The organism is Dietzia aurantiaca, from assembly GCF_021033825.1.
Classification (GTDB): Bacteria; Actinomycetota; Actinomycetes; order Mycobacteriales; family Mycobacteriaceae; genus Dietzia; species Dietzia aurantiaca.
In genome coordinates, this window is sequence record NZ_JAIFXZ010000012.1 from 19,622 (window position 1) to 46,109 (window position 26,488).

26 protein-coding genes are annotated in these 26,488 nt (G+C 69.0%); 3 read left to right on the forward strand and 23 right to left on the reverse strand.

Annotated elements, in window-relative coordinates; genetic code table 11:
• Window positions 1-38: 38 nt before the first annotated feature.
• The 4 genes from K3888_RS12670 to K3888_RS12685 all read right to left on the reverse strand — a co-directional run bounded on the left by K3888_RS12670 (window position 39) and on the right by K3888_RS12685 (window position 5,137).
• On the reverse strand, window positions 39-800 hold the full coding sequence (locus K3888_RS12670) for an SDR family NAD(P)-dependent oxidoreductase (protein ID WP_230930739.1): 762 nt from the start codon (window positions 798-800) through the stop codon (window positions 39-41).
• 74 nt (window positions 801-874) lie between these two features.
• Window positions 875-1,954 carry a phosphotransferase family protein gene (locus tag K3888_RS12675; protein ID WP_230930635.1) on the reverse strand — a complete coding sequence of 360 codons (1,080 nt, stop codon included), beginning with the start codon at window positions 1,952-1,954 and terminating at the stop codon, window positions 875-877.
• A gap of 52 nt (window positions 1,955-2,006) precedes the next feature.
• On the reverse strand, window positions 2,007-3,428 hold the full coding sequence (locus K3888_RS12680) for an MFS transporter (protein WP_230930636.1): 1,422 nt from the start codon (window positions 3,426-3,428) through the stop codon (window positions 2,007-2,009).
• A gap of 50 nt (window positions 3,429-3,478) precedes the next feature.
• The gene (locus tag K3888_RS12685; RefSeq protein WP_230930637.1) at window positions 3,479-5,137 is read right to left on the reverse strand and encodes a class I adenylate-forming enzyme family protein; all 1,659 of its coding nucleotides are present in this window, start codon (window positions 5,135-5,137) and stop codon (window positions 3,479-3,481) included.
• Between the two features lie 137 nt (window positions 5,138-5,274).
• Between K3888_RS12685 and K3888_RS12690 the strand changes: the two genes are divergently transcribed.
• On the forward strand, window positions 5,275-5,874 hold the full coding sequence (locus K3888_RS12690) for a TetR/AcrR family transcriptional regulator (RefSeq protein WP_230930638.1): 600 nt from the start codon (window positions 5,275-5,277) through the stop codon (window positions 5,872-5,874).
• A gap of 22 nt (window positions 5,875-5,896) precedes the next feature.
• Here the strand turns inward: K3888_RS12690 and K3888_RS12695 are convergent, their stop codons facing one another.
• Window positions 5,897-6,661, reverse strand: coding sequence for a LysR family transcriptional regulator substrate-binding protein (locus K3888_RS12695; RefSeq protein WP_230930639.1), 765 nt, complete (start codon window positions 6,659-6,661; stop codon window positions 5,897-5,899).
• Window positions 6,662-6,730: 69 nt separating this feature from the next.
• On the opposite strand from K3888_RS12695, the gene K3888_RS12700 reads away from it, so the two are divergent.
• Together K3888_RS12700 and K3888_RS12705 are read left to right on the forward strand one after the other, a co-directional pair.
• The gene (locus K3888_RS12700) at window positions 6,731-7,192 is read left to right on the forward strand and encodes a MaoC family dehydratase (protein WP_230930640.1); all 462 of its coding nucleotides are present in this window, start codon (window positions 6,731-6,733) and stop codon (window positions 7,190-7,192) included.
• Between the two features lie 92 nt (window positions 7,193-7,284).
• Window positions 7,285-8,034 carry an SDR family NAD(P)-dependent oxidoreductase gene (locus K3888_RS12705; RefSeq protein WP_230930641.1) on the forward strand — a complete coding sequence of 250 codons (750 nt, stop codon included), beginning with the start codon at window positions 7,285-7,287 and terminating at the stop codon, window positions 8,032-8,034.
• Between the two features lie 54 nt (window positions 8,035-8,088).
• On the opposite strand, the gene K3888_RS12710 is transcribed toward K3888_RS12705, so the two are convergent.
• The 18 genes from K3888_RS12710 to K3888_RS12795 all read right to left on the reverse strand — a co-directional run bounded on the left by K3888_RS12710 (window position 8,089) and on the right by K3888_RS12795 (window position 26,408).
• Complete coding sequence (locus K3888_RS12710; protein WP_308281990.1) at window positions 8,089-9,111, reverse strand: MBL fold metallo-hydrolase; 1,023 nt, start codon at window positions 9,109-9,111, stop codon at window positions 8,089-8,091.
• A gap of 2 nt (window positions 9,112-9,113) precedes the next feature.
• A complete protein-coding gene (locus K3888_RS12715) occupies window positions 9,114-9,440 on the reverse strand; it encodes an EthD family reductase (RefSeq protein ID WP_230930643.1) in 327 nt (108 codons plus the stop codon).
• 79 nt (window positions 9,441-9,519) lie between these two features.
• Window positions 9,520-10,134 (reverse strand): TetR/AcrR family transcriptional regulator, encoded by a 615-nt coding sequence (locus tag K3888_RS12720; RefSeq protein WP_230930644.1) that lies wholly within the window; start codon window positions 10,132-10,134, stop codon window positions 9,520-9,522.
• A gap of 93 nt (window positions 10,135-10,227) precedes the next feature.
• Entirely contained in the window at window positions 10,228-11,730 is a 1,503-nt protein-coding gene (locus K3888_RS12725; RefSeq protein ID WP_230930645.1) for a class I adenylate-forming enzyme family protein, read from the reverse strand.
• Window positions 11,731-11,814: 84 nt separating this feature from the next.
• The gene (locus K3888_RS12730) at window positions 11,815-12,888 is read right to left on the reverse strand and encodes an alcohol dehydrogenase catalytic domain-containing protein (RefSeq protein ID WP_230930646.1); all 1,074 of its coding nucleotides are present in this window, start codon (window positions 12,886-12,888) and stop codon (window positions 11,815-11,817) included.
• The gene (locus K3888_RS12735; protein WP_230930647.1) at window positions 12,885-13,649 is read right to left on the reverse strand and encodes an SDR family NAD(P)-dependent oxidoreductase; all 765 of its coding nucleotides are present in this window, start codon (window positions 13,647-13,649) and stop codon (window positions 12,885-12,887) included. Before K3888_RS12735 ends, K3888_RS12730 begins: the two co-directional genes overlap by 4 nt.
• The gene (locus K3888_RS12740) at window positions 13,649-14,413 is read right to left on the reverse strand and encodes an SDR family NAD(P)-dependent oxidoreductase (RefSeq protein ID WP_230930648.1); all 765 of its coding nucleotides are present in this window, start codon (window positions 14,411-14,413) and stop codon (window positions 13,649-13,651) included. Before K3888_RS12740 ends, K3888_RS12735 begins: the two co-directional genes overlap by 1 nt.
• Window positions 14,410-15,633: an acyl-CoA dehydrogenase family protein gene (locus K3888_RS12745; protein WP_230930649.1), complete on the reverse strand. Its 1,224-nt coding sequence runs from the start codon at window positions 15,631-15,633 to the stop codon at window positions 14,410-14,412. Before K3888_RS12745 ends, K3888_RS12740 begins: the two co-directional genes overlap by 4 nt.
• Before the next feature lie 28 nt (window positions 15,634-15,661).
• Window positions 15,662-16,639: a phosphotransferase family protein gene (locus K3888_RS12750; protein WP_230930650.1), complete on the reverse strand. Its 978-nt coding sequence runs from the start codon at window positions 16,637-16,639 to the stop codon at window positions 15,662-15,664.
• Window positions 16,636-17,850, reverse strand: a complete 1,215-nt coding sequence (locus tag K3888_RS12755) for an acyl-CoA dehydrogenase family protein (protein ID WP_230930651.1) — start codon at window positions 17,848-17,850, stop codon at window positions 16,636-16,638. The genes K3888_RS12750 and K3888_RS12755 overlap by 4 nt, the downstream gene beginning before the upstream one ends.
• Complete coding sequence (locus K3888_RS12760) at window positions 17,847-19,004, reverse strand: thiolase family protein (RefSeq protein WP_230930652.1); 1,158 nt, start codon at window positions 19,002-19,004, stop codon at window positions 17,847-17,849. Before K3888_RS12760 ends, K3888_RS12755 begins: the two co-directional genes overlap by 4 nt.
• Window positions 19,004-19,381, reverse strand: coding sequence for a Zn-ribbon domain-containing OB-fold protein (locus tag K3888_RS12765; protein ID WP_230930653.1), 378 nt, complete (start codon window positions 19,379-19,381; stop codon window positions 19,004-19,006). Before K3888_RS12765 ends, K3888_RS12760 begins: the two co-directional genes overlap by 1 nt.
• Window positions 19,382-19,430: 49 nt before the next feature.
• On the reverse strand, window positions 19,431-20,219 hold the full coding sequence (locus tag K3888_RS12770; protein WP_230930654.1) for an enoyl-CoA hydratase/isomerase family protein: 789 nt from the start codon (window positions 20,217-20,219) through the stop codon (window positions 19,431-19,433).
• A gap of 123 nt (window positions 20,220-20,342) precedes the next feature.
• Window positions 20,343-21,452: an ABC transporter ATP-binding protein gene (locus K3888_RS12775; protein ID WP_230930655.1), complete on the reverse strand. Its 1,110-nt coding sequence runs from the start codon at window positions 21,450-21,452 to the stop codon at window positions 20,343-20,345.
• A 76-nt stretch (window positions 21,453-21,528) separates the two neighbouring features.
• Complete coding sequence (locus tag K3888_RS12780; RefSeq protein WP_230930656.1) at window positions 21,529-23,202, reverse strand: ABC transporter permease; 1,674 nt, start codon at window positions 23,200-23,202, stop codon at window positions 21,529-21,531.
• A gap of 55 nt (window positions 23,203-23,257) precedes the next feature.
• Window positions 23,258-24,310, reverse strand: a complete 1,053-nt coding sequence (locus K3888_RS12785; protein WP_230930657.1) for an ABC transporter substrate-binding protein — start codon at window positions 24,308-24,310, stop codon at window positions 23,258-23,260.
• A gap of 143 nt (window positions 24,311-24,453) precedes the next feature.
• Entirely contained in the window at window positions 24,454-25,509 is a 1,056-nt protein-coding gene (locus tag K3888_RS12790) for an ABC transporter substrate-binding protein (protein WP_230930658.1), read from the reverse strand.
• Window positions 25,510-25,610: 101 nt separating this feature from the next.
• Window positions 25,611-26,408: an SDR family NAD(P)-dependent oxidoreductase gene (locus K3888_RS12795; protein WP_230930659.1), complete on the reverse strand. Its 798-nt coding sequence runs from the start codon at window positions 26,406-26,408 to the stop codon at window positions 25,611-25,613.
• Window positions 26,409-26,488: the final 80 nt, after the last annotated feature.

Below are 26,488 nucleotides of genomic sequence, written 5' to 3' on the forward strand. Positions count from 1 at the left end.
GTCTGGTTCAGGCTGCGTCGGTTCAGTGCAGCGGCGGTTCAGTGCATAGTCATGCCGCCGTCCACCACGAGCGTGGTGCCCGTGATGAACGATGCGGCATCGGAGGCGAGGAAGAGCAGGGCGGCGTCCAGCTCGGGCTGGAGGCCGAGACGGCCGAAGATCGTGCTGCCGGTGATGTCGGCGAGCATCTGCTCGGGGATCTCGTCGGTCATCTCTGACGCGAAGTAGCCGGGTGCGAGCGAGTTGACCCGGATGCCGCGACGGCCACCCCACTGCGAGGCCAGGTCCCGGGTCAGGCCCATGACGGCGGCCTTGGTGGCCGAGTACGCGGCCTGCGGTGCGAAGCCGGCGGTCAGCCCCAGGACGCTGGCCACGTTGACGATGCTCGAGCCGGGCCCCATGACCGCGGCGCACTCCTTGGCGGCCCAGAACGCCCCGTTCAGGTTGACGTCCACGACCGAGCGGAACTGCTCGGGGGTCTCCTTGAGCGCGGGTACCGCGGTGCCGAGGCCGGCGTTGTTGATCAGCACGTCGATCCGCCCGTGCTCGGCCATCGCGGCGCGGACCATCTCCGCGCACGACTCGGGGTCGGCCACGTCGCAGGCCACGGTGGAGGCCTCGCCGCCGCGGGAGCGGAGCTCCTCGGCCAGCGCCTCGAGCCGTTCCTTGCGGCGGGCGGCCAGCACGACGGTGGCCCCCGCCGAGGACAGCGCGCGGGCGAACCCGGCGCCGAGGCCGGACGAGGCGCCGGTGATCACCACGACGCGACCGTCCATCCGGAACCGGTCCAGCACGGGCACCGCGGTCTGCGGCCCGGTGCGGGGATCGACAGGTGCGGGCACTGTGGGTGAACTCGCGGTGTCGGAGTCGGTCATCAGTTTGTCTCCTTCCGGGAGTCGAGGATCGAGTGGCCGTGGTCGACCAGGTCGCGGATCTGCGGACCGATGTCGCCGAAGTCCTGACCGGCCATGTCGCCGGCCAGCGAACGGGTGGCCACGCCCTGGGCGATCGCCGCGAACTTGAACGTGGCGAACGCCAGGTACCAGGGCATGTATGACGGGTCGGTGCCGGTGGCCGCGCAGTAGCGGTCGAGCAGCCGCTGCGGCCCCGGCCACCCGGGCTCGGTGGTGATGCTGGGGATCAGCGGCACCTCGGGCCCGTCCGGGTCGCCCCAGTACAGGACCGTCTGCGCGAGGTCGGCGACGGGATCGCCGAGCGTGGACAGCTCCCAGTCCAGGATCGCGAGGATACGGCCCGGGTCGTCGGGCGCCACGACGTAGTTGTCCAGTCGGTAGTCGCCGTGGATGATCCTCGACGACGGCGAGGTGGGCATGCTCTCCCCGAGCCGCGCCGCCAGCTCCGGAAGCCGATCGGCCCGGACGGAGTCGACCGCCTTCTCGGACTGCCCGAGCCACCGGCGCAGTTGCCTCTCGAGGTAGCCGTCCGGGCGACCGAGATCGGCCAGGCCCACCGCGTTCTGATCCACCGCGTGGAGCGCGATCAGGGCGTCGATCTGCGCGTCGGCCATGGCAGCCTTGTCGTCGTCGGACTCGGCGAAGCCCGGCGGCAACGCGTCGCGGATGACGTGGCCGACCACCTTCTCCATCACGTAGTACGGCACGCCCAGGTCCTCGCCGGTGGTCTCGTTGAGCACCACCTGCGCGACCGGGACGTCGGTGTCGCCCAACCCGATCTGGATCCGCGCCTCGCGACCCATGTCGTGGGCACTGGGCAGCAGCTCGCCGGTGGGCGGCCTGCGCAGGATGAGTTCGCCGGCGTCCGAACGCAGGGTGAAGGTGAGGTTGGACTTGCCACCGGCGATGAGCTCGGCCTCGAACTCGGTCCAGGCCTTCTCACCGGTCGCCTCCGCGATCTTGGGGCCCACCACGTCGGGCCGGAGCAACTCGTCGACGGGCAGCCCCTCGGACTCTGTGTCTGTCTGGGAAGTGGTCATGAACTACGATCCTCGCGGTCGATGGACGGATGTGTGGCCGGTTCGGGCGCGACTAGCCGCGGCCGACCGTGTGCAGGTTGTCGCCCCGGGTCTCCTTCATGATGGCCGTGGCGATGATCGTGCAGACACAGAGCACGATGATGTACGCGCTGATCAGCCAGTACAGGTCCCACTGGATGAACTGGGCGTTGAGATAGGGAGCACTTCCGCCGAACACCGCGACGGACAGCGAGTACGCGAACCCGATCCCGGCCGTGCGCATCTTGGTGGGGAACGCCTCGGACATGAACGAGGACAGGATCGACCCGGCCGCGGCGACCAGGGTCATGGCGATGAGCGAGGCCACGAACAGGGTCCACGGGCGGTCGTCGATCATGCCCATGAGGAAGGGGGTCGTGACGATGGTGCCCACCGCGAAGATGAAGATCACCGGACGGCGCCCGATGTGGTCCGACAACAGACCCCACAGAGGCAGGGTGCACAGCGCGATGAGCTGGCTGGCGAAGATCATCCAGAAGGCGGAGCCGGAGTCCATGTCGCGCTGGGTGATGGCGAACGTGGAGGCGTACGAACTCCAGGTGTAGTGGGCGACCGTGATGCCCGAGACCATGGTCACGACGAGGGCGATGGCGCGAGCGAGGCGGCCGCGGGAGAACGTGGTGACGACGGCGGAACCGGCGTCGGTTCCGGCTCCGGTGGCCGCGGCGGTGCTGCCGGTGGCCGCGGCGGTGCTGCCGGTGGCAGCACCGCCGGCGGCGGCGCTGTCGGCGGCCTCGGCGGTGTCGAACACCTCGGACTCCTCCATGCCGGACCGCAGGTACAGCACGAACAGAGCGAACACGGCGCCCAGCAGGAACGGCACGCGCCAGCCCCAGGAGCCGACGGCCGACTCGCTGAGCAGCTCGGTGATGCCGCCGCCGATGCCGTAGGCGATCACGGTGCCGCCCATGATGGCCACAAAGACGAGGCTGCCCCACATCCCGCGGCGGTGCGGCGGCGCGATCTCGGCGACGTAGCTGTACGCCGTGGCGGACTCACCGCCGTGCGCGAAGCCCTGGACCATGCGGCAGAGCAGCAGGAGGGCGGATGCGAAGACACCGATCGTCCCGTAGGTGGGCAGCAGTCCGATCAGCAGGCTCGCCGCGGCCATCATCAGCATGGTGACGATCAGGACGTGCTTGCGTCCCTTGACGTCGGCGATTCGGCCGAAGACGATGCCGCCCAGCGGACGCATGAGGAACCCGACCGCGAAGACAGCCAGGGTGGCGAGCAGCGCCGAGACCGGGTTGTCATTGTTGAACATCGCAGCGGCGATGAACGGGGCGAACACCGCGTAGGCGGTCCACTCGTACCACTCGAACAGCTGGCCGGTGGTACTCGCGGCCAGCGACTTGAGGGCGCCGGGGCTCTTGGTGGCCGTCGCGGGCGCGGTGGGCTGCCCGGGGACTTCTGGACGGACTGTGGCATCAGCCATGTCGGTTCCCTTCGATGGGGTGAGGGTGGGTGAGGGTTCGGGGCGGGACATCAGGGCGTGTGGGCGTCGCGGAGTTCGCGACGTCGGATCTTTCCGGTCTGGGTCTTGGGCAACTCGCCCACGACGTGCACCTCGGCGGGCCGCTTGTAGGCCGCGAGCCGCTCGCCCGCGAAGGCGGCCAACTCGTCGGAGGTGGCGGTGCAGCCCGCCTTGAGAGAGACGAACGCGACGACCTTCTCGCCGCGGTACTCGTCGGCGAGCCCGACCACCGCCGCCTCGAAAACCGCGTCGTGCTCGTAGAGGGCGTCCTCGACCTCACGGGGCCACACCTTGTAGCCGGAGGAGTTGATCTGGTCCTTGAGCCGGTCGACGAGGTAGACCCAGCCGTCGGCGTCCATGACGGCGACGTCGCCGGTGTGTAGACGGCCCCCGGGCATGGTGGACGCGGTGGCCTCCTCGTTCCGCCAGTACCCGGAGACGATCTGCGGGCCGGCGAGCACCAGTTCGCCCTGGTCGCCCGGTGGAACCGGGCGGTCGTCCGGCCCGACGACCTCGGCGGCGATGCCGGGCAGCGGCACGCCGATCGAGAGGGTCCCGCTGGAGGGGTCCACGGGTGCGCGCCGACCCGGCGGCACCGCGATGACACCAGAGGTCGTCTCGGTCATCCCGTAACCGTTGTGGATGTAGTGGCCGAACCGTTCGGCGAAGCGGTCGACCGTCGACGGCGGGATGGGCGCACCACCGCTGTAGAGGGTCTTGACGGCGGCGAAGTGCTCGGGCCTTGCCTCGTCCAGTCGCATCAGCGCGTTGTAGGCGGTGATCGAGCCGATGGTGAACGTCACCCCGTGCTCCCGGAAGGCGTCGAGGACGATCTCGGGACGGAAACGCCCGGCGAAGACCAGGGTGGTGTCCGTGATCAGCCCGAGGGTGGCGTTGATCACCGCGCCGGTGATGTGGAACAGCGGGGCGATCGCGAGGACCACGTCCCCCGGGGCCACGTCCACGAAGTCGGCGAAGCTGCGCGCCACCGCCACGACGTTGGCGTGCGAGTTCATCGCACCCTTGGGAGGGCCGGTGGTGCCGGAGGTATAGGTGAGCAGCGCCAGGTCATCGGGCACGACCTCGACCGGCGCCGGGGCCCTGCCCGCGAACCGCGTCATCAGCTCGACCAGGTCGCCGTCCGCGGACGCCGGGGCCCGATCCCCGTCGGTGAACATCCGGGGATCGTCACGGCTCTGCAGATCGAGCTCGCTCGTGCTGAGGATCCAGCCCACCTCGGTTCCGACGACGGCCTCGCGGATCGCCGGCACGTCATGGTCGGTGGCGATCACCCCGATCGCGCCGGAGTCCTCGACGGGCAGCCGGAGCTCGCGGCCGAAGTACATCGGGTTGAGGACCACCGCGGCCGCGCCGATCTTCCACAGCGCGAGCATCGCCAGTGCGTACTGCGGGATGTTCTGCAGGTGGATGCCGACGCGGTCCCCGGCGCCCACCCCGCGATCCTGGAGACCGGCGGCCAGGGCGTCCGCCCTGGCGTCGACCTCGCGGGCGGTCAGGGCGGTGTCGAAGTAGGCGATCGCGACCCCGTCCGGGTGGGCGTCGACCCGCTCAGCCCACGCGTCGATCAGCGTCGAGGGTCGGGTCACCACTCCCTCGTCGAGCCCCGGGCGGTACATCTCCTGCCATGGGCGCGAGTCCGTACGGCTCATCCTCGACCTCCGTTGTTGTCACCGACTCTGCACGTTCCCGACCGATCGATCGCTCGGTGTGGGATAGTGTTGCCCACACCACATCCGGTGTCAAGCGCGGGGGCCGGGACGGCCCGGGGATCGAGGAGAATGAACTCATGGACAACTGGCGCGAGTTCGGAACCGACGAGCTGACACCACCGCTGCGGGCCGCCCTCGGCGCCTTCGCCCGGCACGGTTATCACGGCGCCTCAATCAGGACGATCGCCGAGGCCGCCGGCCTGTCCGTTCCCGGGCTGTACCACCACTACAAGTCCAAGCAGGCGATCCTCGCAGCCCTGGTCGATGCGGCGATGGCCGAGATGCTGACGCACACCGCCGCGTCGGCCGAGGACGCGGGCGACTCCCCCGCCACCCGGTTCGCCAACATCGTGGAATGCCTCGCCCGCTTTCACATGGCCCGGCGCGATCATGCCTTCGTGGCGTCCACCGAGATGCGCAGCATGGACCCGGACGTCCGGGCTCATCACATCTCGCAGCGGGACGCCCAACAAACGATGATCGAGGACGCGATCCGTGCGGGAGTGGACGCCGGCGACTTCACCTGTCGCCACCCCGAGGACGCGGCGCGCGCCATCGCCTCCCTGTGCGTCTCGATCGCCTCCTGGTATCGACCCGGCGGGCCACTGACGGCCGATGACGTGGTGTCCCGGCACCTCGGATACGCGCGGGCGATGGTCGGCGCGAAGGAGGCCTGAACCGCGTCCGGCCAAGGGACGATCAGCGGCTGCGACGCCCCTTGGCCCGACCCGGCTGACCCGCGCGGCCGGACGCGCCGCCCTGGCCGCTCTTCTCGCCCCGGCCGGCACGCTCCGCACGCGCCCGAGCCTTGGCCGCGGACTTCTCGCGGGCCGAACGCTTCTCGCGCGGCGGCTCCGCCCCGCCGCGCGAACTCGCCTCGGAACGCCCGCGGACGATCCCCACGAACTCGTCGATGAGCTCGTCCCCCTCCCGCGTCGCGGACCACGCCACCCCCATCCGGGTCGCCGGGACGCCGTCGAGTGGACGAACCACCACGTCCCGCCGGCTCAACGCACGGGCATACGGCAGGGGCAGGACGAGCAGCCCCACATTCGCCGCCACGAGGTCCACGGCAGCGGAGACCTCATCCGGGGTCGCGGTGATCGTGTCGACGGGATCGATCCACCGCTCCCCCGCCAGGTCGTCCGCGTTCAGTGAGTCGAACGCACCGATCTCGTGTTCCTTCTCCGCGAGCACCGACATCGTCTCGGTGTACAGCGGCACCCGCAGCAGCCCGGTCGGCGCCGACCGGGGTGCGTCTGCGGGCTCACGGAAGAAGATCACGTCGAACCCCTCGGCGCCCGCCTCCGCGGCGAGTGTCGCCCGCGGATCACCCACGCGTCTCGCGGTGACCGGCACGTCGCCCCGGCGCTCGCGCCACCGGGTCAGCCACTTGTCCGGCTGCACCCCCGGGACATAGCCGACCGACAGGGCCCCTCGCGCCGGATCGCGCTCCTCGTTCACCCCAACACGGTAGCGTGCGCGATATTGAACCGAATTCAGTATTCGTCCGCGACCGCCGAGGAGAAGCCCGTGACCATCACCTTCAGGACCGTTGAGGAGTTCAGGAACTCCGCCGGCACCGACCTCGGCGCCGGCGACTGGTTCACCATCACCCAGGACCGGGTCGACGAGTTCGCCGACGTCACCGAGGACCACCAGTGGATCCACGTGGACACCGGACGGGCGGCCGCATCCGAACTCGGCTCCACCGTCGCGCACGGCTACCTCACTCTGTCGTTGATCCCCCGCCTCAGCGCCGACCTGTTCACCTTCGACGCCGCGGGACGAGCGATCAACTACGGACTCGACAGGGTCCGGTTCCCCTCGTTCGTCCGGCCCGGCGACCGCCTCCGGGCCCGCGGACGAGTGGAGTGGACCCGCGGGATCGACGACGGCGGCGCCCTCGGTTGCGTGCGCTACACGATCGACATCGAGGGCCGGGACGCCCCCGCGTGCGTCGCCGACGCACTGATGGTGGCGTTTCCCGCCTGACGCCGACGCGCGACGCCATATACTGAACCGAGTTTGGTTTATACGACGCGTGGCGAGCCGACCGCCGACAGACACCACCGAGAGGGCACCACATGGAACGCTTCACCGACCGGATCGTTCTGATCACCGGCGCAACCGGAGGAATCGGCACGGAGATCTGCACGCGCCTGGCGGGCGAAGGCGCCGTCGTCGTCGCCGCCGATCTCGCCGGCTCCCCGGTGACGGACCTGGTCGCCTCGCTCCCCACCGGCCCCCATCTCGCACTCGAGCTCGACGTCTCCGCCGAGGACGACTGGGCCGCGGCGGTGCAGCGCACCCTCGACGCCCACGGCCGGATCGACGCCCTGGTGAACAATGCCGCGATCGGCAGCATCAAGACGGTCGAGGACGAGACCCCCGAGCACTGGCAGCGCGTGATCGACGTGGACCAGACCGGCGTGTGGCTCGGCATGAAGCACGCCGGTGGCGCGATCGAACGCACCGGCGGCGGGGCGATCGTCAATGTCTGCTCGATCCTCGGCAGCGTCGGCGGATTCGGCAACAGCTTCGCCTACCACGCGGCCAAGGGTGCGGTGAGGACCATGACGAAGAACGCCGCCCTCCACTGGGCCACGAAGGGCGTACGGGTGAACTCGCTGCACCCGGGGTTCATCGAGACCCCGCAGCTGCTGGAGCGATTCGAGGGCTCCGAGCGCCACCGGGGAATGCTGGCCAACACCCCCATGGGCCGGCTCGGGACGCCCGCCGAGATCGCCGGCAGTGTCGCGTTCCTCGCCTCGGACGACGCCGGGTTCATGACCGGCGCGGAGGTCTACGCGGACGGCGGCTGGACCGCGCGCTGACCCGGGCCCCAGGGCACGAACGGCCCGCGGGATCCCTCCCGCGGGCCGCCGGGGTCAGTTCGCGATGAAGTGCTGCACCTCGCGCTGCACGTGATCCACCACCGCGTCACCACGCGCGACCAGCACGTCCAGGTGCGCCATCGTCTCGCAGGTCGCGATCATCTTGTTGAAGTCGTCCAACTCCGCGAACGTCCGCTCACGGCGGGTCCACGGAAGCGAGGCGGCCACCTCGAGCCCGGTGACACCGGGGGTCTCGAGAAGGATCCGGCGGGTCGCGTCGAGCCGGGAATCGTGGTGATCCAGCAGCTCACGGACCCTCAGGTGAACGCTCCCACCGGTGGCGCCGTGCGCCGGCAACATCAGCGAGTCGGGCCTGGCGAGCATGTCCTCGAGCGAGGTCAGGTAGTCCCCGAGGGGATTGTCCCACCCACCCAGCTCGAACCCGATCGACGGGGAGATCCGGGGCAGCACATGGTCGCCGGTGAAAGTCACCCCGAGACCGGGGTCGTCGAACACCAGGTGCCCCTTGGTGTGGCCGGCCGTCACCGTGGCCCGCATGGCGCGTCCCGCCACCGACACGGGCCCGGGCTCGGTCCACTCGTCCGGCAGCTCCCAGTCGCGCTCGAACCACTCCTCGGTGCGACTTAGCGCGAGCGCGGCCTCCGCGACCCCGGGCGCCCCGGCACGCCGCAACTGCTCGAGAGAGTCCGCCGGGACCGTGTTGGCCAGCACCCGGAGCGCGGTGAGACCCGGCTGCTCGAGCCGGCCCAGGTGAACCCGGGTCCCGACCTGCCTGCGCAGCTCGGGCCCCATCGTGTAGTGGTCGCGGTGGATGTGGGTCACATGGACGTCGCTGACCTCGGCCAGCCCCACGTCGATCGACCGGAGGCCCCCGTTCAGGATGTCGAGATTGCCGGGCACGTTCCACCCGGCGTCGATCAGCGAGACCCCGTCGGAGCCCTCCACCACGTATACGTTGATCGCACGCAGGCCGTCGTGCGGCATGGGCAGGGGAATACGGTGAACCGAGTCGGCCACCTGGTAGCACCCGACCTCGGCCCAGTCCGCACCCCCCACGGTCACTCCCCCGAGACCATGAGCTGCTCGTCGCCCATCACCATGATGGCCCGTCCGCCCATCGATCCGACGTGCTCGGCCGCCCTGGCCCACTCCGGGCTGGAGAGCATCTCCTCGTAGGCCTCCTTCGAGTCGAAGGACAGGACCGAGACGCCGTCCCAGCCCTGCGAATGCCGGTTGGGACCCGTGTCCCCGACCGCGGTGTGGGACCAGCGGCGCAGTCCCGGCAGCGGGTAGGTCACGTCGGCGTGATCGCCGCGCCACCACTCGATGAACTGCTCGTGGGTCCACTCACCTGGCTTGGACGCCATGACGATCAGGTTGTACATCTCATCCTCCGGATTTGAATTCACTTCAGGTCTTGGGGTCAAGGTACCACCCGGACAGAGCCGTCGAGGTGGAAGCGCCTCAGTGCACCAATCGGATGCAGGCGTCGGTGACCGACTCCGCGATCTGAGGCAGCTGACGGCCGCCGCCCGGGCGATACCAACTCCACACGGAGTTGATGAGACCCAGAACGAACCGGCCGAGCTCCTTCTCGTCGCGCTGCGGGAACTCCCCGGAGTCCATTCCGCGCCTGAGCAGGTCCGTCCAGTCGTTCTCGACCACCCGCACCATCTCGCGCGCCCGGATCCGCTCGTCCTCCTCGCGCTCCGACGACCTGGGGGACGCCAGCATGTCGATGTGGTTGAGCAGGATGCGTGCCGAGAGCGCCTCGGTCTCGGTGATGTCGTAGGCGCTCGCGATCACGGCCCGGAACGCCGACCCCGCGTCGGCCGATCCCTCGACCGCGGCCTCGAACCTCTCGTGGTAGCGCGTCAGCTCCATCCTCATGATGGTCAGCAGGCAGTGCGCCTTGGACTCGAAGTAGTGGTACAGCGCAGTCTGGCCGATGCCGACCTCTTTGGCGACCGTGGCCCATTTCGTGTGCTCGTAGCCGACGCTGCCGAAGTTGGCCACGGCTGCATCCAGAATGACATTGCGCTTGGAGCGCGGACTCTCGGTTCTCGTTGTGGCCGCCATGTGGCACTCCCCCGAACTCGGTGTATTTCCTTAAGGTTAGGTGAAATTGAGTTCAACTCAAACACTATCAGCCGGAAACGTGCTCCCGGGCCGTCATTGCGAAGCTTCTTCGGCGAACGTCGCCGCGAGATTCGCGGCACCGGCGCGATCCAGCTTCCCGACCCGCGACTGCGGCAGCGACTCCACCGAGATCACGAACTCCGGCCACTTGAACTTGGGGAAGTCCGCCGCGTCGAGTTCCCGCCGGATCTCCTCCAACCCCGGGGCCTGACCGTCCGGCACCACGAGCGCCGCGGCCCTCTCCCCCAGCACGGGATCCGGGACGGGGACCACGCACACCTGATGGATCCCCGGGATCCCGGCCAGCGCCGCCTCGACCTCGTTGATGTCGATGTTTCGGCCGCCGCGGATGATGAGGTCCTTCTCGCGCCCGCGGATGCTCACGCAGCCGTCGTCGAAGATCACCGCGCGGTCGCCGGTCGCCAGGAATCCGTCCTCTGTCACGTCGGGAGCGACGGGCAGACCGCCGCGCGCATAGCCGAGGAAGACCGACGGCCCCTTGACCTGGAGTGAGCCGACCTCACCCGGGCCGAGCACACGGCCGTCCCCGTCGACCACCCTGGAGAGGGTCCCGGGGAACGGCCGGCCGTCGCGCCCGAGGCGCACCTCCACGCCGTCGTCCGGGAGCGGGGTGGTGTGCCCGAGCGCCTCGGACATCCCGAACACCCGCAGGAACGTGGTGCCGAGCCGGAGTTCCGCCGACCGCAGTGATTTCTCGTTCATGGGTCCGCCGCCGACCGTCATGGCCTTCATCGCGGACAGCGCGCCGTCCGCCCCGTCGACGAGCGTGAGCTGCAGCGCCATGGTGGGCACGAGCATCGTCCACGCGACCGCGTTGTCGCGCAGCACGGCGACGGCACGCTCGGGGTTCCATTTCGCGTCGGCCACCATGGCCCCACCGAGCATCGTGGGCAGGTACATCCCGAAGCAGATGGCGGCGGCTGACGACAGCGGCACGAGCGCACCGATCGCGTCACCCGGCTCCAGTCCCACCGCATCGATCGTCGACTGACCGGCGTACCGCAGTGCGTCCTCGGTCTGGATGACGCACTTGGGGCGCCCGGTCGAGCCGGAGGTCATGGCGGCCACCACACCGCCCTTCCAGTGTTCGACGCCCCGGGTCCGCCCATCCGCCGGTCCGTGGACCTCCCAGCCGGCCAGGGCCTGACCCGAGGGGACGAACCCGTACCCTTCCAGGCCCCACACCTGTCCGAGCGGTCCGTCGGCCACCACGACGTCGGGCCGGAGGTCCTCCATCGCGATGTCGAACTCCGACCTGGTGGCGTGGCCACTCATCACCGCGAGCAGTCCGCCGGTCAGTCCCACCGCGACGGCGGCGGCGACGGTGCGCCACGAGTTGTCCGCGCGGACCAGCACCGTGGCGGGGCCGTCGGTCGCCGACTCCAGTACCGTCGCGAGCTCGCGGGCGGCCCGGACCACCTCGGTGATCGTGTGCGTGCCCTCGCCGTCGACCACAGCGATGGCGTCCGGGGTTCGGGTTGCACGTTCGGTGACGTCCCTGGCCAGCTGCTTCATGGTCGCGTTCTCCTTGGGGTGTGTGAAAGGTGTGGGTGGGGTGTGGGACCGGCGACCGGGTCCGAGTGGGCGGGAGTGACCCGATCAGGGGACGACGACGAGGCGGCCGTCCGCCCGGCCGTGCCGCAGCTCCTCGTAGGCGTTCAGGACCTCATCCAGGCTCCGCGTCTCCACGACGGCGGACAGTGTCCCGGCCGCGGCGAGGTCCACGACGTCCCGCAGGTGCCGGTGCGGGCCCCAGAAGGGGGCCTCGACGCGCCACCCGCGGGGCAGTGAGCCCTTCTTGTCGACGGTCAGGTGCCCGCCGGCCGAGCCCACCACGACCAGGGTGGCCCCGGTTGCCATGAGTCCGTCGGCGGCATCCAGGGTCTGTCCCGCGCCGACGAAGTCCATGACGAGGTCGGCGCCGGTGTCGCCGGACACCTCGGACACCAGCGCCGCGGCCTCGGCGACCGAGGCCACCGTGTGGTCCGCGCCGAGGCGCAGCCCGAGTTCCCGGGCGGACTCGCGGGGGTCCACGCCGATGATCACCGCGGGCGCGCGGTCGGCGAGCACCTGCACCGCGAGGTGGCCGAGGCCCCCGATCCCGATCACCACGACGATCGCCCCGGCCGGGTCGACCGGCTGCGACACCACGGCGTGGTAGGCGGTGAGGGCGGCGTCGGTCAGCGGGGCCACAGCGGGTCCTACGGCGGCGTCGACCTCCACCAGGTGCCGGACGGACGGGACGAGCATGTAGTCGGCGAGTCCGCCGTCGCGGCCGGTGCCGCAGCCGATCGGTCCGGTGAGCGTCACACAGTAGTTGTCCCGGCCCGCCAGGCACTTGCGACAGCTACCGCAGGACCAGACGCCGTGGACACCGCAGGTGCGGCCCATCCACTCGATGTCCGCGGCATCGCCCACCTCGACGACCGTGCCGACGACCTCGTGGCCGAGGGTGAACGGCAGCTCGTAGGGCAGCACCCCCGCGTTCGCGTCCATGATGTGCAGGTCGGAATGACACAGGCCCGCGGCGTCCACACGGAGCAGCACCTGGCCCGGCGCGGGCCGCGGAACCGGCACGCGGTCGAGGGTCGGGGCCTGACCCCACTGGTGGAGCCTGAGGGCCCGCATCTCCGGCGGCAGCCCGGCTGCGGCCGCCGATCCCGTTCCCGTCATCGCGCCGTCCACCCGCCGTCGACCGTGAGGACGTGCCCGGTCACGTAGCTGGAGGCGTCGGAGGCGAGGAACAGCACCGCGCCGTCCACCTCGCCCGCCCGGCCGCCCCGGCCGAGCATCGAGTTGCGTCGCACCCAGCCGGCCGACTTGTCGTTGGTGAACAGGCCGTCGGTCATCTCCGTGTCGAACCAGCCAGGCACCACTGCGTTGACCCTGACGCCCCGCCGGCCCCACTGGCCCGCGAGCTCGCGGGTGGTGCCGATGACCGCGGACTTGCTCGCCGCGTACCCGGCGCCACCGATCGGGGCGGTCGAGACCAGGCCGACCACCGAGGAGATGTTGACGATCGACATGCCCCGGCCCTCGGGCAGGGCGTTGACCGCGGCCACCGACAGGTGGAATCCGGAGGTGAGGTTGACCCGGAGGATGTCGTCGAACTCCTCGGCGCTCTCGGTCAGTGCGTCCGGGGGCCCGGGCCGTCCGGCGTTGTTCACCAGGATGTCGACACCGCCGTCGATCTCGGAGGCGACCGCGATCAGTCGCTCTCGATCGGCGGGCACGGTGATGTCGCACTCGACCGGGACGAGGCCCGGCAGATCAGCCGCGAGCGAGGTCAGCCGGTCGGCCCGCCGGGCCGCCGCCACGACGGTCGCGCCCGCGGCGGCGAGGGTGCGGGCGAACCCGTCCCCCAGTCCGGAGGACGCTCCCGTCACCACGGCCACGCGTCCGGACAGGTCGAACATTTCCGCGGGCGTGGGCATCAGTAGACCGCCGTCCGCCCGCCGTCGACTGGGATGATCGCGCCGGTCGTGTACCCCGCCTGATCCGAGGCCAGGTGAACGACCATGCCCGCGAGCTCGCGCGGATCGCCGAGCCGCCCCGCGGGCAGCCGGTTCACGACCAGTCCCAGGAACTCCTCGTCCCAGTCCGCCGCCATGTCCGAGGCGAATGCACCGGGCATGATGCAGTTGACCCGGACGGTCGGCGCGTACTCCTGGGCGAAAGCCCTGGTCAGGGCGTTGAGTCCGTTCTTGGCGGCCGCGTACGTGGCCTCCTGTGGGCTCGGGCGCTCGGAGCCGATGCTCGAGATGTTGATGATCGAGCCGCCGCCGCCCTTGACCATCCGGTCGCCGGCCACGGCCATCAGCCGGAACGGTCCCTTGAGGTTGACGTCGATGGTCTTGGTGAACAGGCCCTCGGAGACCTCGAGCGAGGTCGGGGCCAGGGGCGCGATGCCGGCGTTGTTGACCACCACGTCGATCGACCCGTGTTCGGCGACGATCGCGTCCACGGCGGGCTCGATCGCGTCCCAGTCACCCACGTGCAGGGCAAGTGGGTGGGCCGGGATCCCGGTGGCCTCGGTGATCTCCTCGGCGACCGCCTCACACTGGTCCGCCTTACGGCTCGAGACGATGACGGTCGCGCCGGCCTCCGAGAGGGCCAGCGCCGTGGCCTTCCCCAGCCCACGGGTGGCACCGGTGACCAGGGCCACCTTGCCGTCGAGTAGTCGGGGTGAGGTGCTCATCGCTCGCTCTCCTTCGAGGGGGTGTACTTCTTCAACTCCAGCCGCGCCATCGTCCGCAGGTGAACCTCGGAAGGGCCGTCCGCGATCTGCAATGCCCGGGTCAGGGAGTAGAAGCGCCCGAGGACGTTGTCGTCGCTGACCCCGGCGGCCCCGTAGGTCTGCACCGCACGGTCTACGACCCGGTGGGCGGTCTCCATCGCGCTGATCTTGATCGCGGCCACATCGGACCGGGCCGCGGCGTTGCCCTGGGTGTCCATGAGCCAGGCCGCCTTGAAGGTGATGAGCCGGATCTGGTCGATCTCGATACGGCTGCGGGCGATCCACTCACGGATGACGCCGCGCCTGGCGAGCGGCTCGCCGAAGGCGACCCGGTCGGTGGCACGCTGGCACAGCATCTCCAGTGCCCGCTCGGCGATACCGATGGCGCGCATCGCGTAGTGCATCCGGCCGGGGCCGAGCCGGCCCTGGGCGATGGCGAACCCGCCGCCCTCCTCACCGAGCATGTTCGTCGCCGGAACGCGGACGTTCTCGAAGAGGACCTCGCCGTGGCCGAGGCGGTCGTGGTAGCCGAGCATCGGCAGGTCGCGCACGACGGTCACGCCTTCGGCGTCCATCGGGACGAGGATCATCGACTGCTGGCGGTAGGTGGACTCGTTCGGGTCCGATTTGCCCATCACGATCATGAGTTTGCAGTCGGGGTCCAACACTCCGGAGGCGTACCACTTGCGTCCGTTGATCACGTACTCGTCGCCGTCACGGATGATGCTGGTGGAGATGTTCGTGGCGTCCGAACTGGCGACGTCCGGCTCGGTCATGGCGAACGCCGACCTGATCTCGCAGCGCAGCAGTGGCTCGAGCCACTGCTTCTTCTGCTCCTCCGTGCCGTACAGCGCGAGGATCTCCATGTTCCCGGTGTCGGGGGCGGAACAGTTGATCGCCTCGTTGCCGATGAGCGAACGGCCGACGATCTCGGCCAGCGGGGCGTACTCGAGATTCGTCAGCCCGGCCCCGAGGTCGCCGTGCGCCATGAAGAGGTTCCACAGGCCCTGCTCGCGGGCGATCGTCTGGAGGTCCCGCATCACCCGGGGCTGCTCGTGGGGGTTGTCGTTCTCGGCGATCTGCCGGTCGTACACCTCCTCGGCCGGGTACACGTGTTCATCCATGAACACCTGAAGCTTCTCGGCGAGCTCCGCCGTGCGCGGGGAAAACGCGAAGTCCATGATCTGTCTCGTTTCTGAAGGTGTCGCGTCAGGCCAGGCGTTCGATGCCGGTGACGAGGAGTCGGTTGATCGTGTCGGGCAGCTGCTCCTGGGCCGGATCGTGATGCCGACCCTCGCGGTGACGCCGCAGGTTGTGGCCCATGATCGCGGCCATCTTGAACCGGCCGAGCGCGTCGAACCAGGTGAAGTCGGTGAGCGGGCCGGCCGCGGCGCTGTAGATATCGATCAGTTCCTCGGCGGTGGGCAGGCCCTCCACCACCCGGCCGACTCCCGGGAAATTGGTCCCGTCGGCGAACACCAGGAACCATCCGAGTTCGACGCGGGGGTCGCCCGGGCTCCAGATCTCCCAGTCGATGAGGGCTGCGGGATCGGTGCCGTCGGACAGGATGTTGCCCAGCCGGTAGTCCCCGTGCACGAGGACGGGATCCACCGCATCGGGGATCCGGGCGGCCAGCAGCGACTCGAACCGCTCGGCGTCGGGCACCAGCTCCGACGGGACCGCCGCCATCGTGCGCGCCCAGCGCTTGAGCTCAGCCGTCGGCGAGAGCACCTCGCCGTCGACGGGCAGCGAGTCCAGCGCCACGCCGTGCAGGACCGGGAGGATCTCGGCGGCACGTCGCATCCGCGCGGCGGCCAACGAGGGCTCGACCGCGGGGTCGTCCAGGACCGGCTCGAGTGACTCGCCGCGGACCAGGTCCATGGCGAACCAGGCCGGTTCGGACTCGTCGGTCGCGCGGATGCCGGGAACGGGTACGTCCGTGTCCGCGAGGGCGGTCATGATGCGGGCCTGGCGCAGCATGTCGTGGCGACCGATCGCCTTCTGGCCCGGGGGCACGGATTTGACGACGAACTCCTCGTCGGCGCCGGCGATCCGGTAGGTCAGCCCCGAGTGTCCCCCGAGCATCGGCTCGAGGGTTCCGAACGGTCCGGCCACGCCGGCCGCCCCGAGTCCGGCGACGACGCGCTCACGCAGCTGCGCCTCGTGGGTGGTGTCGGCGGTGGTCATGCCCTCGGCTCCCTGGGTAGGCCGAGCACACGCTCGGCGAGGATATTTCGTTGGATCTCGTCGGTGCCACCGGCGATTCGGTAGCCGGGGGCGCCGAGCACGTGCTCTGTCCACGCCCAGGTCCCCCACCTGTCCCCGCGAAGGGTGAGCTCGGGGCCGAGCAGGGCGCGCACGGTCTCCGAGGTGCGGGCCATGGTGTCGGTCGCGAGCAGCTTGCCGACGGATGCCTCCGGCCCGGGCTCGCGCCCCGCGACGACCGCGGCCGCCACGCGCATCCCCACCAGCCTCTGCACGAAGCTGCGGCAGATGAGGTCGGCGACCTGGTCCCGCTCGAGTGCGTCGAGATCCCGCCCGAGGTTCCTCGCGAGCTCGACGGCCTGGTCGGCGTTGTCGAGTCCGAGGTTGCCCGAGTCCAGACGCTCGGCCGCCAGTACGGTGAGCGCGACCTTCCAGCCCTCCCCCACCGGACCGAGGCGATACCGGTCATCCAGCTCGACACCGTCGATCAGCACCTCGTTGAAGGAGGAGCCACCGGTCATCTGGCGGATGGGCCGCACGGTGATCCCCGGGGTGTCCAGCGGGATGATGAAGACCGTCAGCCCCCGGTGCTTGGGCACGTCCGGGTCGGTCCGGCACACGGCCACGCCGTAGTCGGACACCGGCGCTCCCGACGTCCACACCTTGGCACCGTTGAGGGTCCACGTGTCGCCGGACCGCACGGCCCGGGTGCGCACCGCCGCGAGGTCCGATCCGGCCTCGGTCTCGGAGAACAGCTGGCAGGCGATGAGGTCGGTGCGAAGCATCGCACGCACGTACGCGGCGCGCTGCTCCTCGGTCCCCCACTGCGCGATGGTCGGGGCGATGAGCTGCTGCGTGACCGGGAACATCTCGGTGCGCTGCGGCAGGTCGTACTCGGCCTCGAGCCGGCGGAACGCCAGGTCGAACGCGATCGGCAGATCTTGGCCACCGTACTCGGCTCCCCAGGTCAACGCTCCGAATCCGGCGTCGAACTTGGCCTTCTCGTAGTCCCGACGTCGATCGGTCTCGACGCGCTCCTGCTCCGGGGTCCAGTTCTCGAACACCACCACGGCGTCGGATCCCTCACCCCAGGGGCGGGACTGCCGCGGGGAGGCCACGGTCTCCAGCCATCCACGGGCCGAGTCGATGAAGTCCGCCAGCCCGGCGGGCTGCTGGGGGATCTGCTCGGTCATCGCCGGCCCCCTTCCAGGACGGTGCAGGCGCTGATCCCGGGCGCGCCGTAGACGTGGGTGAACCCGAGTCGAGGATCGCCGGGGACCTGCCGGTCACCGGCCTCGCCGCGGAGCTGCGTGACGATCTCGTGGACCTGCCGCAGCCCCGAGGCGCCGATCGGCTCACCGTTCGCCAGACAACCACCGTCGGTGTTGACGGGCAGCCGTCCCCCGATCTCGGTGTCGCCGCGCTCGAGTATGAACTCCTGTTCGCCGTCCTCGCAGAAGCCGCACTCCGACATGTGCATGATCTCCGCGCCCGACTCCGTGTCCTGGAGTTGGGCCACATCGATGTCCGCCGGCGCGACGCCCGCGGTCTCGAAGGCCCGGCGCGCGACCTCGGTGCTGACGCTGCTCGGCTCGCCCTCGCCCTGCACTGCCGGGGAGAACACCTCGAACGACCCGAACGGGCGGGTCCCGGTGGACACGGCACGCACGGCGACGGCGCGGCCGCCCATGCGGGCCGCCACGGCCTCGGAGGCCAGCAGGATCGCCGCGCCGCCCTCGCCGGGGTTGCAGAACATGAACTGGGTCAGAGGATCGTTGACCATCGGCGAACCGGCGATCTCCTCGATGGTCTTGGGGTCGCGACGCCACGCGTTGGGGTTGAGCTGGCCGTTGCGGTAGGCCTTCTCCGCGACCCGGGCCAGCGTCGTATCGGAGATCCCGTGCGCGGCCATGTAGCGGCTGATCTTCATCGCGAAGAACTGTGTGGTGACCATCAGACCGTGGGTGCCGTACCCCTCGGACAGTCCCCACTCCTCGGCCCGGGGGTCGAAGGCGCCGCGCGGGTGCTTGTCGAAGCCCACGGCCAGCGCCACCTCGGCCGCGCCGGAGCGGATCGCGTTGATCGCGGAGACCAGGGCACTGCCACCGGTGGCGCACCCGTTCTTGACGTTGGTGAACGGGATCCCCGTGAGCCCGAGATCGGCGACGAGGGTGTCCGCCAGTCCCGATCCGTCGCTACCACCGAACGCGATCTGCACGTCGGACCACGTCAGGTCCGCGTCCGCGAGGGCGGTCCGGATCGCGGTGACGGCCATCTGTCGGCCGGTGACCCCGTCCTGGCGTCCGAACCTCGACAGTCCGGCACCGACGATGAACACATCCGACATCAGTTCTCCTCGGGGGTGGCCGCCGACATCGCGAAGTGCGGCACAGGATGGGACTCGACCAGCACGACCTCGCTGCCGATGAGTTCGGCCGGCGAGTCGCCGTCGAGGAGGGCCTCGACCTTGACGCCCTCGGGGAGTTCGACATACCCCACGGCGAAGGGGCGGAACCCGTCGGCCGGCGGGACATAGGGTGGTGATTTGGGCGGGAACCGCTGGATCGTGGCGGTCCACACCGTGCCGGTGCCGGAGAGCGGGATCTCGGTCGTGTCGGATCCGCCGCAGCGCTGACAGCTCACGGACGCGGGAAACGCCACGGTCCCACAGTGATCGCACCGGCTCCCCCGCAACCGCGGCGAGAGGGTCTGGTCCTGGTTCATCTGTAGCACTCCTTGTTCTGTGGGGTTTCCCGCTCCGTCAACCGTCAGATCACTTGCCGATCCACTTCGGCTCACGCTTCTCGAGGAATGCCTGGACACCCTCCTTGCCGTCAGCCGACTGCAGCGAGTTGCCCACCGCGAAGTGCTCCATGATCATGAGCGACTTGATGTCGGCGTCCAGACCCTGGTTCACGGCCATCTTGGTCAGCTTCATCATGAACGGGCTCTTGTCCGTCAGCTCCGAGATGAAGTCCTCGACGCACTCGTCCAACTTGTCGGCCGGGGCCGAGTCGTTGATGAGGTCGAAGTCCTTGGCCTCCCTGCCCGACAGCAGCTTGCCGGTGAGCATGAGCTCCTTGGTCTTGCGCAGGCCGATCATCCGCGGGAGGCGGTAGATCGGGCCGGCGCCGCCGAACAGGGCGCGACGGATGTGGAAGTCGCCGATCTTCGCGTCGTCCGCGGCGATCGCGAAGTCACACGAGATCATGAGCTCGAAGCCACCGGCGGTGACGAAGCCCTCGAGAACGGCGACGGACGGGGTGTTCATCGAGTAGAGGCGGTCACACACCTGGGCCGAGAGCACGCCGACGTCCATGGCGTTGGTGGTACCGACGAAGTCGCCGAGCAGCTCGTTGAGGTCGAAGCCCGAGCAGAACTGGTTCTGCACGCCCCGGAGCACGAGGACCCGGAGGTCGGGGTCTGCGTCGACCTCCTTGATGATCTCGTCCAGGCGGTGGAGGAGCTCCACCGTCACGGCGTTCTTGACGTGCGGGCGGTTCAGCCAGACGCGGGCGACAGGGCCGTCCTTCTCCAACAGCACGTGATCGGTCTGCACCATGATGGTTCCTTTCAAAGTTTCCTGAACTGGATTCAGTTCATGTCTACAGGGTCGAGAATCGTTCGTCAACCCCCATTTTGAACTTGGTTCGGTTTAGCCTGCGAACAGGCCGGACACCCCGGCTCAGGCCGCGACGAGCGCCTTGTCCAACGGGTAGATCGTGAGACTCTCCGACCGGAAGCTGATGGCCACCGGCTCGCCCACCGTGGCGGTCCGCAGCCACTCGCCGTGCACGGCGGAGGAGGCCCTCAGGCGGTAGGTCTCCGGGCCGGCGGCCACCTGGACGTCGTAGTGTCGGCCGCCGAACTCCGCGGACTCCAGCGTCGCGTTCAGCACGACCTCGCGATCCGAGACATCCTCCGACCGGCTGTGGAGGGTGATGTCGTCCGGCCACAGACGTGCGGCCACGGCGTCGGCCCCCTTCGTGTCGAACCTCAGCGGCAGCTCCGTCCCGGCCGCGGTGATCCATTCCAGACCCGAGCGGTGTAGTTCGAGCCGGTTGGACATCCCGATGAAGTCCGCGACGTACTCACTGACCGGTTGGTCGAAGACGTCCTGCGGTGTCGCGAGTTGCTCGATCTTGCCGCTCTTCATGATCGCCAACCTGTCCCCCAGCGCGAATGCCTCGGAATGGTCGTGGGTCACGAACACGGCTCCGAAACCGAGCTCGGCGTGGAGCCGGTGGATCTCGGTCCGCACCTGGTCCCGCAACAGCGCGTCGAGGTTACTGAGTGGTTCGTCGAACAACATGAGGTCGGGCCTCGCGGCCATCCCCCGCGCCACCGCGATGCGCTGCTGCTGCCCGCCGCTGAGCTGCGCGGGGAACCGGTCGAGCAGGTGGCCACAGTCCACCATCGCCGCAGCCTCTTCGACACGACCCCCGGCCAGGGCCTCCTTCATCTTGCGGGCCTTGAGCGGATAGGCGATGTTCTTGCGCACCGTCATGTTGGGCCAGAGCGCGTAGGACTGGAACACCATCCCGATGCTCCGCTTGTTCGGGGGAACGTTCACCCGGCCACCGGCGTCGAACATCGACTCACCGTTGAAGGTGATCGATCCCTTCTCCGGGGTCTCGAGCCCGGCGAGGCATCGCAGCGTCGTGGTCTTGCCACATCCACTCGGACCGAGCAGGACGAGGAACTCGCCCGACTCGATCTCCAGGTCGAGCTCGTCGACGACGACGTTCGTGCCGTACTGCTTGGTGAGACCGGAAATCTCGATCTTGGCGGTCATCAGTTCTCCTCACATTCGTGGTGCCGGCGGTGCGCGGCCGGACCGTCGCAGGGCCCGGCGGCCGGGCCACGCGGACTCACAACTTCTCCAGGACGTTGCGACCACCGATGAGCATCGCGACCGCCACGCCCGCGCCGGTGACGGCGGACATGAGGATCGCCATCGCGGCCACCAGGGTGTAGGAGCCGTTGCTCCAGTGGTCGTACAGCAGGGTGCCCATCACCTGCGTGGTCGCCGAGCGCACCATCAGGGACGCGGCGAACTCGTGGGTCAACAGGATGAACATCAGTGCCACGGCACTGAGAATCGTGGGCCGGAGCATCGGCAGTGTCACGCGGAGCATCGTGGCCAGCGGCCCCGCCCCGGAGACCGACGAGGCCTCCTCGTACTTGTCGCCCATCGCGATCAGTGCGGTGAGCTGCATCCTCGTCGCGAACGGGATCATGAGAACCACGTACACGAGGATGATCACGGCCTTGGTTCCGTACAGGATCAGCGGCGGCTCGGTGTAGGTCAACAGGAAGCCGACGCCGAAGATCACGGCGGGGATCCCCATCGGCATCGCCGTGATGAGGTCCGCGATGGTCCGGAGCAATTTGAGGTCCTTGTTACGCACCATCAGATTGGCCACACCGAACCCGATCGGCACACAGATCACGACGGCCGCGATCGAGGTCACCACACTGGTGACGACGGAGTCCACGATGCCGGGGGTCGTCACCAGTGCTCGGTAGTTGGAGAGGGTGAACAGGTCCCACGACAGCGATCCGGACCAGTACGGCATCAGCGAGACCATGATCACGCCGACGAGCGGGAGCACGAGGGCGACGATCCCGTAGAGCCCCACGATCACCGCGGCCCAGATCGAGGAGCCGGACACCGGGGCGAAGGACTTCCCACCGTGCGTGACGAACCGCGACTGGTTGCCGAGCAGGATTTTCTGTCCGAAGACCACGATGATGCCGACTATCACCAACGGGGACCCGGCCGCGGCCGCGGCCGCGAAGTTGATCGGCGACTCGGAGGCGCGCAGGTACATCTCCGTCGCCAGGACCTTGACCCCCTCGTTCTGGCCGAGCAGCAGGGGCGCGGTGAACTGTCCGAGCCCCAGCAGCAACGCGACGCCGGCTCCGTAGATCAGTGAAGGACGCAGGAGGGGGAGCACGATCTTGAAGAACGTCCCGATGGAGGTCGAGCCGCTGATCTGCGCCGCCTCCAGATGCTCGCCACTGATGTTCTGCATACCCGCACTGACGAACAGGTAGACGAACGAGGTCAGACTGAAACCGGTGATGATGATGATCCACGTGGGGCTGTACACGTTGACCGGCCCGGCCTGGAGGTGATCCCACCACGGGAGCTTCCGCAGGACCATGTTGATGTAGCCGGGGCCGGGGGAGAGCAGGAACGCGAACCCGACGACGTTGGCGACGGACGGGATCACGATCGGCAGGATGGGGATCATCTTCAGAAAGCCCATCCGCCGCGGAAGCCGCGTGGTGGCGTAGGCCAGGACGGTCCCGCAGACCATCGCGATCACGAGCGAGAAGAACGCCAGGGCGGCGGTCGTCTGCAGGGTGTCGACGATGTCGGACCGGCCGTACTGCGACCGGTATCCGCGGGCACCGTCCGCGAACGCCAGCGACTGGAGTTTGTAGAGCGGCCAGACGACCAGGTACGCGAGCACCAGGACGAGTGGCACGTACAACAGGCGCTGTCGCCACTGGGTGCGCGAGCCTGGTTTTGTCATTTCGATCAGACCTCTGATTCGTATCGAACAGCTACGGAGCCGGCACGTCCGGGCGTCAGCCCATGAACTTGCGCTCCCACTCGGCCTGGAACTCCTGGACCGAGTCCGGGTCGAGGCTGTCCGGGTCGCCCAGTTCGACCGCCTGGGCGGTCACGTCCGATCCCGGCACACCCGTGCCCGGGACGTCAGGGAGCACCGCGAGGTAGTCGGCGGAGATGGCCTCCTGGCCGGCCGGGGTGATCAGGAAGTCGGCGAGGAGCTGGGCGGCATTGGGGTTGGGCGCCGAGGACAGGACGTGCGTGTACCACGGCACACCGAAGGGCTTCGCGGGCAGCGCGAAGCCGACCGGCGCACCCTTTGCCTTCTCTGTGAGGATGTTGCTGGCGGCCATCGGCGCGACCCAGACCTCACCCGAGGCCAGCGCCTGGGTGATCGCCACGGCGCTCGGGTAGATCCGCGGCTGGGTCTCCGGCAGGCGGTCGACGAAGCCGGTGCCGTAGTCCTCGTTGATCCTGCGGTACATGTCGACGTAGGTGGGGATGCCGTTCGGGTTCTGGATGCCGACCTTGCCCCGCAGGTCCGGGGCGAACACGTCATCCGGGGAGGACAGCCCGTCCGGGACGTGTGTCGTGTTCCACCCCAGGCCGAAGACGGTCGCACTGGTGAGGAAGAACTTGTCGTCGATCACGGATTCGGCCCGGTCGTACTCGGGGGTGTCGAGCGACGGGGCCACGACCTCAGCCGAGTACTCACTCTCGAGGCTGCGGTCGATCCAGCCGGCATCGGTGGTCATGTGCACGTCCGCGACTCCCGAGTTGGTGGAGTTCTCCACCTCGATCTTCGGGAGGATGTCGGCGTCCGTGCCGCGGACGTAGGTGAGGGTGATCCCGGGATACTCCGCCTCGAAGGCCCGCTTGAGCTTCTCGAGGTTGTCGGGCGAGTGGGTGGAGTAGATGGTGACCTCCCCCTCCTCGGTGGCGGCGGCGACGATTTCGTCCCACGACCCGGCGAGCTCCGAGGAGCTCCCCCCGTCGGAGCTGCAGCCGGACAGGACGAGCGCTGCGGCGGCGACACCCGCTACGGCGGTCTTGATTCTGGAAATTCGCACGAGCTTCCTCATTTCAATAGTGCGATCTATGCTCGAACTGAAGTCGATTCAAGATGAGTTTATGGTGAAGGTCACCACTATGCAATAGGTCACAAGCATTAACTTGCAGGGCACTTTCGGGCGCATACCTGCGAAGACACCTGTCAACCGAGGAACAGGCCCTCCCACCAGCCGACATACTCGGTGACCGCGTCCGGCTCGATCGACTCCGGGTCGGCCGTCTCGAGATCCTGCGCTACGACATCCGAACCCTCGACACCCGTGCCGGGCACGCCGGGTAGCACCGAGATGTAGTTCCCCGACAGCGCCTCCTGCCCCTTCTCGGTGAGCATGAACTCGGCCAGAATCTGGGCGGCATTCGGATTAGGGGCCGCGGAGAGCACGTGCGAGTAGAACGGCACGCCGATCGGGTTGGGCGGCAGCGCGAAGTCGACCGGTGCGCCCTTGTCGCGCTCGACCAGCACGTCCATCGACGCCCCTGGCGCCACCCACACCTCTCCTGAGGCCAGTGCCTGGGTCACGCCGGGCCCGCTGGAATAGATCTGGGGGTTCAACTGCGCGAGGCCCTCGACGAACCCGTCAGCGTAGTCGATGTCCATACGCTTGTAGATGTGGACCACGGCCGGGAATCCCGCCGGAGACACCACGCCCACCCTGCCGTCGAACCGCGGATCGAGCAGACCCTGCGGCGTCTCGAGCCCCTCCGGGACCTCATCGGTGTTCCAGGCGAGCCCGATCGAGGTGGCGCTCGTCATGAAGAACGTGTCGCCGAGCATCGCGTCCTCGGCACGATAGTCGGGCGCCTCGACCGCGGGGGCGACCACCGGCACCGAGAACTGGCCCGAGTCCGCACCCCGGTGGACCCATCCCGCATCCGTGGTCATGTGCACATCCGCGACGGAGTTGCCGGTCTGGTTCTCGACCTCGACCTTGGGGATCAGGTCGGCGTCCGTCCCGCGGACATACGTCAGGGAGATGTCCGGATACTCCTCCTCGAACGCCAGCTTCAGCGCCTCGAGGTTCGCGGGGGCATGGCTGGAATACAGCGTCACCGCACCCTCGTCGGAGGCCGCGGAGACGATCTCATCCCACGATCCCGCCAATTCCGAATCCGAGACCTGCGACGATCCGCACGCCGTCGCGACGAGCATCGCCGCGACGGTGCCCGTCAGTGCTACCCCGAGCTTTCTCGACCCCATCTGTCCATCCCTTCCTCCGAAACTTAAACTGAACTCACTTCATTCAAACTATATGGCATGAGTCACAGTTTGGGAAGAGGATGTTTAGGAACTCGAGCGGTTCAGACCGTGAAGCGCCCGCCGTTGCTCAGCAGCACCGCGCCGACAACGTTCGACGCCTGGTCCGACGCCAGGTAGAGGATGCTCTCGGAGAGCTGCTCGGGGGTCGCGTAGCCGAACGCACTCCCGGAGTTCATCGCCTTGCGCACGGACTCGGGCGTCCGCGCCGCCATCGCGGTGTCGACCGGCCCCGGCGCCACGGTGTTGACCCGGATGCCGAAGTGGACGACCTCCTTGGCCACCGACTGGCTGAGCGCGTGCACCGCGGCCTTGGACGAGGCGTAGTGCGGGTAGCCCACCAGCGTGTCGAACGCCGCCGACGAGCCGATGGTCACGATGGAACCCCGGCCCGCGGGGCGCATGACGCGGACGGCCTCGCGCAGGATGTGGAAGGTCCCGTCGAGGTTGACGGCGTGGATCCGGCGCCACCGGCCGTCATCCAGTCGGCTCAGGACGTCCACGGGCTCCCCGGAGTCGGCGGCCTCGTAGATGTGTCCCTTCGCCACCGGGTCGTCGACGCCGGCGGCGTGCACCACCACGTCCACTCCCCCGTCCTCGGACGCGACCTGCTCGAAGAGACGCCGGACGGCGTCCGGGTCGGCCACGTCCACCCCGTGCGCCACCCCACCGATCCCGGCGGCCACGGTGCCCGCCGCATCCTCGTCGAGATCCACCACGTGGACCCGGCGCGCGCCCTCCGCCGCGAGCTGCCGGGCCACCGCCGCGCCGATCCCGGATGCGGCGCCGGTCACCACCGCCACAGAGTCCGCGAATCTGCCGTCGGAACCACTCGTCGTCATCTCGTTCTTCCTCTCGTCACACAACTCGGGTGCGCCCGCGCCATCGCGGGGGCAGTCGTTACCGGCTCAGGGACACAACA